This window comes from Bradyrhizobium sp. LCT2 (genome assembly GCF_009931255.1).
Lineage (GTDB): Bacteria > Pseudomonadota > Alphaproteobacteria > Rhizobiales > Xanthobacteraceae > Bradyrhizobium > Bradyrhizobium diazoefficiens.
The window spans coordinates 139583-153616 of the sequence record NZ_CP034431.1 but is presented as its reverse complement, the minus strand read 5'-3'; the positions used below and the strand labels follow the sequence as shown (position 1 = coordinate 153616).

Below are 14034 nucleotides of genomic sequence, written 5' to 3'. Positions count from 1 at the left end.
GTCGGATTTCCGGGACGCGTTAGTCGCCGACGGGAGCTTCCATCAAACTGCCGGCGGCGTTCAGGCCGTAGAGAGTCGGTGGTCGTAGCGCCGAGGACCGCGGTTACGTATTCGAGCCCACCACGTTCAGGCCGTCCGCTCCTCTGAAGGCCAGCGTGTCATGTGTGTTTAGCACGTATCCCAGCTGCTGCCGCGCATCGTCACGGGCTGGTTGGGCTCCGAGCCAACACGCGTGATGAGTAACACTGCAAGCAACAACCCGCTCTGATTGACCAGTTTCTTGTGGGCCATCAGTGATCTCCTTGATCTCGTCGGTGTCCCGGCTTGGCGCGGTGATCCGCGAGACCGAGTTTCCCCAGAATACCTTAACTCGTTGAGTTGGTCGCCTGCCAAAGCTTGTAGGCTCACTCCCAACCGGCACCCGCGCCTTCCACCACCACCACCACCCCGGCGCAACCGACAGCATAGCGACAAATGGCGGCGACGGGGAGCGGAAACCCGAAAGGATCTCCGCTCACCGGCCAACGATTTGCAGCACCCGCTCGTCATTGGAAAGGGATCGAAATCATGGATGACGGCGGCCGGATCGCTGTTGTATTCAGCGGCCGGCTTGACCTGTATCCGCTCATGCCGGAACAGAAGATAACGACGCAGACCATGGGGGTGGTGGCAGGCGAGGTTCCATGCGTCGGTTCATCACAGTGATTTTGACGTTTTGATACCGAGCCATTCGAGGATCGGCAAGCTTTCCGGCGGCACGAGGATTTCGATGCGTCTGGGGACGCCGGGTTGACGTCGGATGAAGCCGTTTCGTTCGAGGGTGACAATCATCTGGTGGACCGAAGGCGGGCTGGCGCGGAAGTGGCGCTGGATGTCGGCTTCGGCGGGTGGGCGTCCGAACATGTAGGCGTAGGTATGGATGAAGGCCAGGTAATGTCCCTGCTTCTCGGTGAAGTGCGCGCCTGATTTTTGACTCATCACTGGATTCGTCCCGGCCTCCGACAAGGAGGCAAAGCATGAATGTACGTTATCGGGTCGAATTGATCCAAGCCGAGCGCGATGAACTGACGGCGATGCTCGGTGGCGGCAAGCACGCCGCCCGCAAGCTGAAGCGGGCGCAGAGCGGCCGATAGGGGCGGCCGCGACGAGGAGATTGCCCGGACCGTGAGTGTCAGCCTCTCCACCGTCGGCCGGACCAGGCGCCGCTTCGTGGAAGGCAATCTGGAGCGGGCCCTGAGCGAGGAGCCGCGTCCGGGCGCTGAGCGCAAGCTGACCGGCAAGGAGGAAGCCCTGCTGGTGGCGACCGCATGCGCCAAGCCGCCCGCTGGCTGCAAACGCTGGACGCTGACGCTGCTGGCCGACACGATGGTCAAGCTCACCGATCACAACAGCCTGTCGGGCGAGACCGTGCGTCGCCGGCTGGCCGAGAACGACCTCAAGCCGTGGCGCAGGGACATGTGGTGCATTCCCCATGTCGACGGCGAATACGTTGCCCGCATGGAGGACGTGCTCGACCTCTACGCCGAGACGCAGAATCCCGCCCGGCCGCTGGTCTGCTTCGACGAGACCCCCATCCAGCTGATCGGCGAGGTGCGCCAGCCGGTCCCGGCCCAACCGGGACAGCGCGAGCGCTACGATTACGAGTATCGCCGCAACGGCACCGCCAATCTCTTCGTCACCTTCGATCCACATCGGGGCTGGCGCAACGTCAAGGTCACCGACCGCCGCGCCGCCGTGGACTACGCCCACTGCATGCGTGATCTCGTCGACGTCCATTATCCCGACGCCGCCTGCATCCGTGTCGTGCAGGACAATTTGTCGATCCATAAGCCTGGGGCGCTGTATGAGGCCTTCGCGCCCGCCGAGGCCCGGCGCATCCTGCGCCGCCTCGAATTCCACTTCACCCCGAAGCACGCCAGTTGGCTCAATATGGTCGAGTGCGAGATCAGCGTGCTACAGCGCCAGTGTCTCGGCCGCCGCATCGCAGATCCCAAAAGGCTCCGAAACGAGATCGCAGCATGGCAAAAGAGGCGGAATAAAACCCGAGCCCGCATCAAATGGATGTTCACAACAGAAAAAGCCCGCACCAAACTCGGCCGCGCCTATCCAGCCACCGCCAAAGAGTCATAATCACTGTGATGAACCTTGCCCGCCACCGCCGCCGCAACTTGGCGTCGCCACACCGTAAGCAGCCCCCGCGAAACGCCATTGCGCCGCGCAACCTCGGAGATGTTCGCACTCTCCCAAAAGCTCTCCGCCACGGATCCGGGCCTTCTCCTCGCCCGTCCACCGACGCCGTCGGCGCTCCCCAGTGATCACCTCGACGCGACGATAGGAGTCATCTTCCTGCCTGGCATCAAGCATGGCATTTGCCATCGTTCCACCTCCACCGATCAGCTCATGCCAGGCTGTATCGCGCGCAAGCCGAGGGGTGGCTAGGTGGGGGCCTCATGCCGGTTACTGCCAATCGCGTTCCTCAACGCACTCAGCTTGGCTTCCTCGCGGCGCAGCAGCCCGCATGATCCACCGAACCGCCGGATACGGACCGTGTGTCCGGTGGTGTGGGAGGGGCGGAGTCGCGAGACTCCCCGTATCCCGATTTCGTGATTTGGGAGCTGCGTGGCTTCACGGGCGAGTGCCTCGTCAGCTTCTCGAAAGCTTGCCCGGGTAGGCTTCTCAGTTGATCTGTAGACGAGAGGCTAGCGTGGACCCGCACAATTTTGACCCCTCCAATGTAGCGGCCTCCTCAGAGGTGCAGCACGCACTGATGGATGATCAGCAGGCAGACCGGGCGGAGCAAGAAGCCTTTGAGCAGCAAATGGCAGCGGCGCGCCTGGCCGATTGGGCGATGCCCGATTGGGGGTCGCGCGGTAGCCTGCGCCCCAATGTGTCTAGCGACGGCCAGCAGTCCCGCGATGAGCTGATGGATGCACTTGCCAGGAGCAACCTCCTGTCAAGCGAGGAGGTCGTAATCAACGATGAGCATGGCACAGTGAACCGCCCCGGGTTTGCCGGAGGCTCCAACTCCTGAGAGGATGGAGCCATGACGAGCAAGACGACGAACAAGTTTTCACCCGAGGTCCGGACCCGAGCGGTTCGGATGGTTCTGGATCACGCCGGCGAGCACCCGTCGCGCTGGGCGGCAGTTACGTCAATCGCGGCCAAGATCGGCTGCACGCCGCAGACGCTGCATGACTGGGTCAAGAAGGCCGAGGTCGGTAGCGGGCAGCGGGCCGGCGTTCCGACCGACACGGCCGAGAAGCTGAAGGCGCTCGAACGGGAGAACCGCGAGCTTCGGCAGGCCAACGAGATCCTGCGCAAGGCAAGCGCCTATTTTGCGATGGCGGAGCTCGACCGCCGGTTCAAGCCATGATCGCCTTCATCGACGATCATCGTGGGGCGCATGGGGTCGAGCCGATCTGCAAGGTCTTGCCGATCGCCCCCTCGACCTACCACGCCCATGTGACCAAGCGGCGCGATCCCGCCAAGCTGTCGGTGCGCGCCAGGCAGGACGCCGCGCTGAAGATCGAGGTGCGGCGCGTCTTCGATCAAAACTTCTCCGTCTACGGCGTGCGCAAGGTCTGGCGCCAGCTCAAGCGCGAAGGCTTCGATGTTGCCCGTTGCACGGTGTCGCGACTGATGCGTGACATGGGTTTGCAAGGGGTCATCCGCGGCAAATCCGTCAAGACTACGATCAGCGACAAGGCCGCGCCATGCCCGCTGGATCACGTCAACCGCCAGTTCAAGGCGCCAAGGCCGAACGTTCTCTGGCTCTCCGACTTCACCTATGTCGCGACCTGGACCGGCTTTGTCTACGTCGCCTTTGTGATCGACGCCTATGCCCGCAGGATCGTGGGCTGGCGAGCCTCGCGCACGGCGCATGCAGGCTTCGTGCTCGATGCGCTGGAGCAGGCACTGCATGATCGACGGCCGGTCCATCGTGGCGGGCTCGTGCACCACAGCGACAGGGGCAGCCAATATGTATCCATTAAGTACACCGAGCGCCTGGCTGAAGCTGGTGTCGAGCCTTCTGTCGGCAGCGTCGGAGATTCCTATGACAACGCTCTCGCCGAAACCATCAACGGTCTCTACAAGGCTGAGGTGATCCATCGGCGCGGGCCATGGCGCAGCTTCGAGGCCGTCGAGTTCGCGACCCTAGAATGGGTGGATTGGTTCAACAACCGACGGCTCCTGGAGCCCATCGGCAACATCCCGCCGGCCGAAGCCGAACAACGCTACTACGCCATGCTGGAACAACCCGCCATGGTGGCATAACTTAAACCAAATGGCCTCCGGCAAACCCGGGGCGGTTCAGATATTTTGGTGCATACGATCCACATGAGGCAGGACGCCAAGTGTTCTCGACGGTCGCTCAGACTCCTTCAGGCCGCCCCGCAAGCTTCGCATAGCGGCGTCCTCTAGACGCCTCGCTTGCCCCGCGCTAGGTGCAGCTTCCGTGCGCGCTGATCCTGTTCCGGCAGTTTTGAGATAAGTTCATAATCACCTCCGGTAACATTGCCATCAGAGGCATTCTTCGACGAAGGTGGGCGTTGTCCACCCTGAAGCGGTAGGGTCCCATGAGCCCCAGGATGGATGCCGTCTTGGTGATGCAACAAAGAAGGTCTTTTTGTCACAAACGGCGCATGTCTCTCGCGTTTGAGGTCCGGTTCGAAACTGTATCAAGCCACAGTCGGTTTCGGAAGCCGCGGCGAACGGGACCTAGCTGGAACGCAGATACTCCGATATTCCTAGGCTGGAATTCCAACCAAGCGCTGTCTAACCTGTAGGCTTCGTGACGACTTTGGCCACAACGCGTCGTCCCTGCATCGCGACATCGAGCGTTATTGCACTAAGACGCTTCCACTCGTCCATCGATAATTGGCACGATGTTTGATTTAGCCGAGTGTGCGTGACGAGCACGGAGCAGCGCGTGTAGACCGCGGCGGGAGCTGACTCTCGCTCACGCCAATTTGCCAATGATTCATCAAGAACACACGAGGCGACACGGAGATCTAGCATGCTACTTGCTAACGGGTTGAAAAATGGCTCTTGGGATGATTGGCGTTGGCAGCTTGCTAATAGCATTGCTACGCCTGACGCCTTGAGAGATCACCTGAATCTCTCGCCGGAGGAGGAAGAAGCGCTACAAAAAGTGGGTCACCGATATGTGTTCCAAGTAAGTCCATACTACTTGTCGCTGATGGACCGGGACGATCCTAACGATCCGATTCGCCTCCAGGCTGTCCCAAATATCAAAGAGCTCGCTGATATCTATCATATCGATCAGCTTCCATCGTTTCACAAATCAAGTGTGGAGTCCGAGAATCCTCTATGGAAGGAGGGGAAGACCGGGGTGAGCTGCATCGTTCATAGGTACCCTGATCGCGTGCTTTTTCACCTGACCAACTTGTGCCCGACGTATTGCAGGCACTGCTCGCGCAAAGTCCACGCGAGTCACGATTCGATCGTTAGCGATCGGGCCTTGATTGACAGTGGAATTGCCTACATTGAAGCACGCCGCGAAATTCGGGACGTCTTGTTGAGCGGCGGTGACCCTCTTACGATCGGCGACAACAAGATAGAGTACGTCTTGTCGCGTCTCAGGCAGATTCCACATGTAGAAATTATTCGAATTGGCACGCGGGCTCCTGTGACGCTCCCCCAGCGGATTACACCCGAGTTCTGTCAGATGATCAGGAAGTATCATCCGATCTGGATAAATACTCAATTCAATCACCCTAAAGAGGTGACATCTGAGGCTAAACTAGCAATCCAACGGCTGCTCGAAGCAGGGGTTCCGGTGGGAAACCAATCCGTGCTGCTGAAAGGAATCAACGACACTGTCGATGTTATGAAACGGTTGGTCCACGCGCTCGTTATGGCGCGCGTACGACCGTACTATTTATATCATGCTGATTTAGTGCGAGGCGCTGAACATTTTAGGACCTCAATAGCCCAGGGGCTGCACATAATTGAAAATCTCCGCGGACATACATCCGGGTTTGCGGTGCCGCAATATGTCATCTGTACGCCTCTCGGTAAGACGCCGCTCAATCCGAATTATCTAATCGGCTCGGGGCCCGGACATGTCATCCTACGCAATTACGAGTGGAGAACTTGGAAGGATCCGGACTCTTGAGCACTGGGCCGAAAAAGCGTTTGCTGCGAGGACTTCGTTGCAATCCCAGTCGAGACGATCTGAAGCCCAGGCAAACGCTAGGAATGCCGAATGTTTCTTAAGGCGGACGGAACCAAAGTTTGGCTGCGCAGCTCGCCACGCTTACCGTATCTATCGTTCGCGGGCGTGATCGAGACACCTGAGGACTATCCAGTGATTCGATCGAGGCTGCTTGAGGTATACAAGCAATATCACGGGACGTCATCTGACGATGCGTTCGTTGTATGGGACGAGGATGGCAGCGCGTTGATTTTCTGCGCCACATCCGACAAGAATTGTGCTCTATTACTGCTTGGAGAATTTGGCCGCAGTGGCAAAGAAAAGCCGATCGCTGTTCTTGATGACCTGGTCAATGTAGTCAACAGTAGCCTGACCAGAATTGCTCGGCATACTCACGCCACCATTCGTCTTCAGACCGTGAAGCCAGAACTTGCAATCGGTGCAGGCTGAGGGAGCATGAAAAGTGCATCCGTCGATTCGATGGGCACTGCAGGAGGTTGTGGCATTTCGACGAGATCGTTAGCCGGCTGTACCTTTTTCTGAATCGGGGCGCATGTTGCCATTTTCCGGCGCTGGCGGGTCCTGTCGGTAACGCTGTCATCTTTGCTAAATTGTCATCCGCCAACGATCGTCAAACTGACTTTGATGTCGGAGTTGCAACGTGGAATCATCGAGCCTGCGCTACATGTCTTCCGATGCTGGCGCAAAGATGTCGATCGCAGGATCTAAACGATCAAGTCAGATCTACATGTGCCTCGACGAAATGAGTTCGCGTGAGCACAGCTTGATGCTTATATCAGAACGTCAAAGGGATGTAGTCGAATGAAAGTTGCTGTTCTTGGTGCTGGCGTAGTGGGATGCGCAACGGCTTACATGCTGGCGACGAAGGGACACGAGGTCACGGTTATTGATCGTCGCGACAAGCCAGGAATGGAGACAAGTTTTGCAAATGGAGGTTTGATGACGCCTAGCGATGCTAGTCCGTGGAACTCGCCAAGCACGTTGAGGCAGATTGGGAGGTCCCTATTCGGCAAGAGCTCCACGTTGAAGATCAACCCAAGCGCCATACCATCAATCGTCGGATGGGGCCTCAAGTTTCTAGCGAACTCGACTTGCGAGCGGCACAAGGCGAGCATGATCTCGAACATCAGGACTGCAAAAGTGAGCTTGGAGGTGTTGCGCAGTATCCGCGAAGTTGCATCGTTAAACTACGACCAAAGGACTTGCGGTACGATGCGGGTCTTTCCTCGCGGCGGGCGGATGTCTGAGTTCGCGCAAATGTGCCGCGAGATGCAGCAATGGGGCGTCCAGTATGAGTTGCTCGATCAAGATCGAATCCTTGAGAAAGAGCCCTGCCTCGCTGCTGTAATTGACCGTTACGTCGGCGCAGTATTCTTTCCGGATGACGAGAGCGGCGATGCCCACAAGTTCACCATTGAGATCGCGAGGCTGGCTACTGAACTAGGTACACACTTCTTGATGAACACCAACATTTTAAAGATCGTCAAGGCGTCTCGCTCGCGGATTTCGCATATATCAACATCACGAGGCGATGTATCTGCAGATGTGTATGTTCTCTCGCTTGGCAGTTACAGCCCCATATTGGCTCGGCCTTTGAACCTCTTATTGCCGATCATTCCCGTGAAGGGTTATTCAGTCACGGTGACACTCAATGGCTGGAAGGGCGGACCTACACGCCCCGTTATGGATGACGGATATCATGCGATGATGGTGCCCATGGGCGATCGACTGCGCATGGGTGGTCGAGCCGAATTCGCCGGATACGACACAAGCGTCAACGAAGAGGAAGGAAAGCGCGTCCTGAGCGACATTCTGAAAATCGTGCCAGCTTTGAGCTCCCACATTAACGCAGATGCAGCGCTGAATTGGTCCGGCTTGCGCCCAATGACACCTAGCGGGCCCCCTCTCGTCGGACCCACGCGTTATGCGAACCTCTTTCTGAACACAGGTCACGGTCCGCTGGGCTGGACGATGGCATGCGGCTCTGCAAAGCAGATTTCCGACCTCATTGCTCAAGCGCAAGCTTGAGCTACGTTCGCGACAACTATGGGATGGGCGTAACCCGCGAGAATCGCCGAACTGCAGATATTGTCGTGGGATGCCCACTAACAGTCCTGCTTTGAAGTTGATCTTTCAAAATTTATGCCTCAATGAAACGTAGCTCATCTTCGCCAGTGCTGGGAAACGACGTTGGACATCTGACGGGCGATCTCAACTACAATCGGGCTGAGTTTTGCTTCCACTCTCTCGGGTGTCCAATTGGCCGTTGAAGCGGCTATGTTGACCGCAGCTACAACGTTTTTGCCATAGCCGAAAACGGGCGCGGCGGTCGAAATGTCTCCAGGCACCGCCTCCTGATTAGCTATGGCGAAGCCCTTTTGACGCACTCTGTGCAAGTGTTTCAGAGTTTTTTGCGGATTGGTAGTGATCGTGCGCAGAAGCTCATTTATTGTTGCGGGCTCAAGGTTCGCCAAAATTGCGCGCCCTGGCGCCGTGGCCAAAGCGGGAAGGCGCGTGCCGATCGTTATGTAGGAGCTCATCACGTTTCGGCTGGGAACACGAGAGATAAATATGATATCGGAACCATCGAGCTCCGTCAGGTTGACCGTCTCCTGCGATCGTCTGTTGGCCTCCAGCAGGTATGGAAAAGTTGCTTCGACTATGGGATTGCTCCGAAGATAGGCATTACCGATATCCAAGGCCTTTGCTGAGAGGGAATATTGGCGCGTTGTTTCGCTCTGGTTTAAATATCTGAGCGCCCGCAATGTGTAGAGCACCCGCTGGGTTGCACTCTTGTTCAACCCAGATGCTTGCGAGACTTCGGCGAGTGTCATTGGTCGAGGATTGGCACAGAAGGTACCAAGCACAAGCAGGCTCTTCTCAATGGTTCCAAGATAGAGTCTTTCGTCAACCGCAGTCTTCGCGAATAAAGCAGGCGAGTTAAGCCCGGTCCTGCCCTGATTTTTATTGGCTCGCATCTTTACTATCCATCCTTGCGGCGGGGCGGTCCTGGGCATTGCTATTCAATGCGAATACACAGTCCAGCTCCCGATATAGGTAGGTTGTACGTCGGTTAATCGAGAGCTGGCCCCGGTTGTTTGGACAGCGCCCCGCTGGATTTAAGTGGATTCCTGCCGGGTTATGCTGAACGCGGGGCTTTACGATTTTGTCGTTGCGTCGGGAGGGCGTAGCCCGACCAGAGCGACGACAAAATCGTCGGCGACGGTCATGCGGCCATCACCATAGCTTGCGTGCCGAAGTAAGCCTCGTCGGGCGTGCGCCCGTCAAGGCTCGAGTGAGGGCGTCCCTGATTGTAGAAGGCCAGATACTTGGCAATTGACGCTCGCGCCTCGGACACGCTGTCGTAGGCGCGGAGATAAACTTCTTCGTATTTGACCGTGCGCCAGAGCCGCTCGACAAACACGTTGTCGCGCCAGGCGCCCTTGCCGTCCATGCTGATGGCGATCTTCGCGTCCAGCAGCACATCGGTGAACTCGAGGCTGGTGAACTGGCTGCCCTGATCCGTGTTGAAAATCTCGGGCCTGCCGTGCTTCGCCAACGCCTCCTGGACCGCTTCGACGCAGAAGGCCGCCTCCATTGTGATCGAGACGCGATGGGCCAGGACCCGTCGGCTGGACACATCGACGACCGCCGCGAGATAGACGAAGCCACGCCGCATCGGAATGTAGGTGATGTCCATTGCCCACGCATGGTCGGGCCGCTCGATCTTCAATCCGCGCAACAGGTACGGGTAGATCTTGTGACCCGGAGCCGGCTTGCTCGTGTTCGGGCGACGATAGACCGCCTCGATCCCCATGCGCTTCATAGCGTCGCGATGTGGCGGCGACCGGCGTATACCCCTCCCGCCGCAGCAACGATCGTAGCATACGCGCTCCCGCGAAGGGATAATCGAGATGCAGCTCATCGAGCCGACGCATCAAGGCAAGGTCCTCGGCCGAAACTGGCCGAGGTTCATAGTAGACCGTGCTGCGAGCCAGCTTCAGGACCTTCGCCTGGCGCACGATAGAAAGATCATGACCGCGGTCGATCATCGCTTTGCGCTCAGCAGGCCCGCCTTGGTGAGCGCGCCGGACAAAAAATCGTTTTCCAACGCCAGCTCGCCGATCTTGGCATGTAACGCCTTCAAATCGACCGGCGTCTCGGCCGATGTCTTGTCATGCCCAAACACGCCGGCGGCGCCTTCCAGGAGCTGGTTTTTCCAGATCGTGATCTGGTTCGGATGAACATCAAACAGTTGCGCCAGCTCCGCCAGGGTCTTGTCGCCTTTGACCGCAGCCAAAGCAACCTTCGCCTTGAATGCCGGAGAATGCGTCCGGCGGCTCTTCTTCGTCATCTTCGCTCCTGATTCGCAGCAAGAATCCTCGCCGCTGTCAGGCAGAAAATCCACTCAAGCTACTGTCCGAATTTGCGGGGCCAGCTCTTCGTAAGCGTAGTGCCGAGGCCCTTTGGATTGTTTGTGCGGAGTCTTGAGAGCGCCGTTTCGTCGTCCAAAGCCTTATCCGCGGTAAGCGCTGGGAAACACCATGTCCTGGTCGACGAGGACGTTGAAGACATAGCCTGGTCGAATTTCGAGGGTGGGCTGCACGTTCAGGTTCTTGCTGACCGTCTGCTCGGCGACGCGGCCGAACGACTCAGCGAAACTGTTGCGCGCGGCATCCGTCGGCGTTTGCTGATACCCGTAAGGTGAACTTGCGGGCATCGACATATCGAAGCCGGCGCCAATCGCGGCAATCAGGATCGCCGAGCCGAACACCTGGAAATAGTGATCGTCGACCTGGTCAGTGAAGCCGCCATAGCCTTCCGCGTCCGTGCCCGCCATGCCTCCGATCTGCAGGGTCGAACCATTCGGGAAGATGATGTCGGTCCAGACGACAAGGACGCGGCTTTGCCCGAATGAAATCTTGGAATCGTATCGTCCCAAAAGTTTGGCGCCCTGCGGGATCAGCAACTGATGGCCTGTGGCGCTGTCGTAGACGTTCTGGCTGACCTGGGCGGTGATGCGTCCGGGAAGGTCGGAATTGATGCCGGTGATCAGCGTCGCTGGAATGACGGAGCCGCGTTTCAACTCGTAGGCGGATGTTGGCGCGACCACTTTGTTCGGAAGGTAGCCGAGCTTCTTGAGGTCCGCGTTGAAGAAACCCTCTTTCGCCATTTGCCCGTTCGGATCGATGTTCTGCGTTCCAAAGCCGGCGCGAAGCGCCGCCGCATAAAGGTCCGACGCACCGCGTGCGGGACCAGGCGTCGTCGTCGTGCTCGACGGTGCTGCATTGCTCAGGGGTGCGCTCGATGTTTGCAGCTTGCTGAGATTGATGCCGAGCGGTGAATCATAGGCGGCACCGTTCGCCTGCACCCGGGCCATGCGCTCGCGCTGCTGCTCCCGCAAATATTGTTCATGTGCCTCCCGCTCGAGGCGGGCCCGCCACAGCACTTCCGGCTCGAGCTGCGAGCCGGCCGGCTCAGCCTGATATCGGCCGGCGAAGGGATTGTTTGCCGGCTTTGGCGATTCGGGTTGCTGCGGAGCGGGTTGGAATGTCTCGGCGTCCTTTTGGTCGCCGATGATGCCGTTCGAGATGCCCTTCTTCAGTTGATCGGCATAGGTCGACGCCGGGTTCGATGAGGCAGTGTCGATGCCGGCCTCACGGCGGAAGTACAGGCCCCGAGAGGTCAAGCCATAGAAAATGACGGCGAAGAACACGACCACCAGCACGATGGCGACGATGATCGGCAGCCGGTTCAGGCGACGGATTCCTGTCGAACCCGCTTCCTCCGGAGCGCCGCCAAGCTTCAGGGATTGCGCCATGATGACCCCCTTTAGCCGCGCTGCATGACGGAGAGCGGGCTGGCCGGCGATGCGCCAGCGGCGGTTGCGCTATAGGCGCGGCCGAGCTCGACGCTGCCGGTCGACAAGCGTGCCAGGACCTGACCGTTGTAGGACTCGATCACATAGGCGAGTGGAATGGTCTTCTCGCCCTTGGTCTTCTGATCGGTCGCAACCGCATACCCCCAGCTCTTGAGCGACGTCTCCAGCGCCTGGCCGAAGGGCGTGCCGTCGGGCTTCAGGATGATCGTGCCAGAGCCGGGCCCGACCTGCTCGGCGAGTTTCGTCACCATGTCGCCGGCGATCGCCGAGGCCGCGGGACCAGACAGATCTGATGGCGCCGAGCTCGCCACCAGGGCGCCGCCGCCTAACGACGCGCAGCCGGCGAGCGGCAGGCCGAGCACGGAGAGAAGGACGAGCCGAGGCATCGAGGAGACCTGGCGCATGATCAGCCTCCCCTCCGAATCGTCACCTTGTCCTGGTTCCAAAAGCCAACGCCGGAGACCAGAATGGCGGTGTCGATCTGATAATCCACCACCATCATGTCGCCCTTCAGCCGGTAGTTGACGATGCGGTTCTGGCCGCCCGACACCACGAACAGGACCGGTGCATCCTGTCCGGAGAGCGATGACGGAAACTGGATGTAGGTCTTCACGCCATCGCTGTAGACGCGCGTCGGCCGCCAGGACGCGCTGCCGCTCACGCTGTAGGCGAAGCTCAACTGCTCGGCGGGAACGCCAGCGCCTGGAATTGCGTCCGAGCCAATGCGCGCGTTGACGTCCGCGAGCCGGCTGGCGACATCCTCCGGATATTCGAAGCCGATGCGCGCCATGTATTGGGTGGCATTCGACTTGAGCTGGATGTGATAGGTCCGCCGCGAGGTCGTCACCACCATCGAGGTGACGAGCCCTGGCTCCGACGGTTTGACGATCAGGTGGATGGCTTGTCCGCCGACCGCTCCAGACGTCGCCGGTTCGACCTTCCAGCGTACGGTGTCGCCAACCAGCACATCCCGCACGACCTCGCCGGCCTCGAGCTCGATGTCGCAGACCTCGAGCGGCGAGCAGACGACGGAGGGCTGGACCTCGCCGAACAGAAAGACAACCTTGCCGTCCGTTCCGCGCGTCACAAGACCAGTCGATCCGCGCCACTGGCTCGAGATGCTCGTGCCCTTGCGCTCCTTGGCGGTCATTCCCTGCGCGTGCGCGCTGACATCGGCAAACAGCAAGCCTATGGCGGATGCCGTGAGAACAGTGCATGCATGAAGTCTGATCGTGTTTGGGTGCATCGGCGTCCCCGCCCCTTTCATAGTTGCGCCGTCCAGTCGAAATCACGGAGGTAAAGGCCGATCGGATTGAGCCGGATGGTCTGCTCGTCCTGGGGTGGAGTCAGCGTGACGGTGGCGATGCCGCGATAGCGGTGCTCGCCGGTTTCCTTTCCCTTCCTGTCCCGTTCGAATTCGGTCCAGTCGATCTGATAGGACTGGTTGGACAGGGCGACGATGTTGTTGACCTCGACGGCGACCGTCGCCGTCTTGGCTTTATCGAACGGCGAGTTGCCGCGAAACCAGTCATTGATTTTTTGCGTGGCGGGATCGGACGTTCGCAGCAACGCATAGGTCCGATCGATATATTGCTTCTGCACGACTGCATCGGGCGTCACCGATCGAAAGTTCGACACGAAACTGCCGAGCGTCGCGCGCACCACCCGCGCATCCGCATATTCGATCTGCTGCGGATAGCCGGCGCTCGCTGCGGTCCCAAGCTTGTCCACCTCGACGATGTAGGGGACAAGCTTGACCTGCGTGCTCTGGAACAGCGCATAGGCGAAGCCGATCACCGCCATCACCATGGCGACAATGCCGATGGTGCGCCACGTCGCGGCCGCCTTCACATAGGAGCCGTAGCGCTCGTTCCATTCCTGGCGCGCGGCGAGATAGGGGTTGTCGGGCGGATTCGCCGGCATTCGAGAAAGGCTTTCCATGTTTCATCTGTCG

14 protein-coding genes, 2 pseudogenes and 1 other annotated feature are annotated in these 14034 nt (G+C 59.1%); of the genes and pseudogenes, 7 read left to right on the top strand and 9 right to left on the bottom strand.

The window, feature by feature from the left end; genetic code table 11:
- Positions 1–168: 168 nt before the first annotated feature.
- Positions 169–291, bottom strand: coding sequence for a hypothetical protein (locus tag EI171_RS46360; RefSeq protein ID WP_256380380.1), 123 nt, complete (start codon positions 289–291; stop codon positions 169–171).
- Positions 292–567: 276 nt separating this feature from the next.
- On the opposite strand from EI171_RS46360, the gene EI171_RS00615 reads away from it, so the two are divergent.
- Complete coding sequence (locus EI171_RS00615) at positions 568–705, top strand: hypothetical protein (protein WP_161532304.1); 138 nt, start codon at positions 568–570, stop codon at positions 703–705.
- Here EI171_RS00615 and EI171_RS00610 read toward each other — a convergent pair.
- On the bottom strand, positions 697–978 hold the full coding sequence (locus EI171_RS00610; protein WP_161532303.1) for a LexA family transcriptional regulator: 282 nt from the start codon (positions 976–978) through the stop codon (positions 697–699). The genes EI171_RS00615 and EI171_RS00610 overlap by 9 nt on opposite strands.
- Positions 979–1016: 38 nt before the next feature.
- Here EI171_RS00610 and EI171_RS00605 point away from each other — a divergent pair.
- Positions 1017–2130, top strand: a pseudogene (locus EI171_RS00605) (IS630 family transposase).
- Here the strand turns inward: EI171_RS00605 and EI171_RS46575 are convergent.
- Positions 2103–2261, bottom strand: coding sequence for a transposase (locus EI171_RS46575; RefSeq protein ID WP_371740229.1), 159 nt, complete (start codon positions 2259–2261; stop codon positions 2103–2105). The pseudogene EI171_RS00605 and the gene EI171_RS46575 sit on opposite strands and share 28 nt — an antisense overlap.
- A 443-nt stretch (positions 2262–2704) precedes the next feature.
- Here EI171_RS46575 and EI171_RS00595 point away from each other — a divergent pair, with 443 nt between their 5' ends.
- The 5 genes from EI171_RS00595 (at position 2705) to EI171_RS00575 (ending at position 8227) form a co-directional block, all read left to right on the top strand.
- Positions 2705–3031: a hypothetical protein gene (locus EI171_RS00595; RefSeq protein ID WP_161532302.1), complete on the top strand. Its 327-nt coding sequence runs from the start codon at positions 2705–2707 to the stop codon at positions 3029–3031.
- A gap of 12 nt (positions 3032–3043) precedes the next feature.
- A protein-coding gene (locus EI171_RS00590; RefSeq protein ID WP_246740221.1) for an IS3 family transposase occupies positions 3044–4275 on the top strand; the annotation gives its coding sequence in 2 pieces (ribosomal slippage) (positions 3044–3335 and positions 3335–4275; 1233 coding nt in all).
- Positions 3328–3444: a sequence feature (AL1L pseudoknot), on the top strand. (Overlaps the previous gene by 117 nt.)
- 742 nt (positions 4276–5017) lie before the next feature.
- Positions 5018–6139, top strand: a complete 1122-nt coding sequence (locus tag EI171_RS00585; RefSeq protein ID WP_161532300.1) for a KamA family radical SAM protein — start codon at positions 5018–5020, stop codon at positions 6137–6139.
- 90 nt (positions 6140–6229) lie between these two features.
- Complete coding sequence (locus EI171_RS00580) at positions 6230–6628, top strand: hypothetical protein (protein ID WP_161532299.1); 399 nt, start codon at positions 6230–6232, stop codon at positions 6626–6628.
- 372 nt (positions 6629–7000) lie between these two features.
- Positions 7001–8227 carry a D-amino acid dehydrogenase gene (locus tag EI171_RS00575; RefSeq protein ID WP_161532298.1) on the top strand — a complete coding sequence of 409 codons (1227 nt, stop codon included), beginning with the start codon at positions 7001–7003 and terminating at the stop codon, positions 8225–8227.
- 134 nt (positions 8228–8361) lie between these two features.
- Here the strand turns inward: EI171_RS00575 and EI171_RS00570 are convergent, their stop codons facing one another.
- The 6 genes and pseudogenes from EI171_RS00570 to EI171_RS00545 all read right to left on the bottom strand — a co-directional run bounded on the left by EI171_RS00570 (position 8362) and on the right by EI171_RS00545 (position 14003).
- On the bottom strand, positions 8362–9177 hold the full coding sequence (locus tag EI171_RS00570) for an IclR family transcriptional regulator (RefSeq protein WP_161532297.1): 816 nt from the start codon (positions 9175–9177) through the stop codon (positions 8362–8364).
- Between the two features lie 248 nt (positions 9178–9425).
- A pseudogene (locus tag EI171_RS00565) lies at positions 9426–10553 on the bottom strand (IS3-like element ISRj2 family transposase).
- Between the two features lie 162 nt (positions 10554–10715).
- Complete coding sequence (trbI, locus tag EI171_RS00560; RefSeq protein ID WP_161532296.1) at positions 10716–12020, bottom strand: IncP-type conjugal transfer protein TrbI; 1305 nt, start codon at positions 12018–12020, stop codon at positions 10716–10718.
- Between the two features lie 11 nt (positions 12021–12031).
- Entirely contained in the window at positions 12032–12484 is a 453-nt protein-coding gene (trbH, locus tag EI171_RS00555) for a conjugal transfer protein TrbH (protein WP_161532295.1), read from the bottom strand.
- 2 nt (positions 12485–12486) lie between these two features.
- Positions 12487–13326 carry a P-type conjugative transfer protein TrbG gene (trbG, locus tag EI171_RS00550; protein WP_161532294.1) on the bottom strand — a complete coding sequence of 280 codons (840 nt, stop codon included), beginning with the start codon at positions 13324–13326 and terminating at the stop codon, positions 12487–12489.
- A gap of 17 nt (positions 13327–13343) precedes the next feature.
- Complete coding sequence (locus EI171_RS00545) at positions 13344–14003, bottom strand: conjugal transfer protein TrbF (RefSeq protein WP_161532293.1); 660 nt, start codon at positions 14001–14003, stop codon at positions 13344–13346.
- Between the last annotated feature and the right edge of the window lie 31 nt (positions 14004–14034).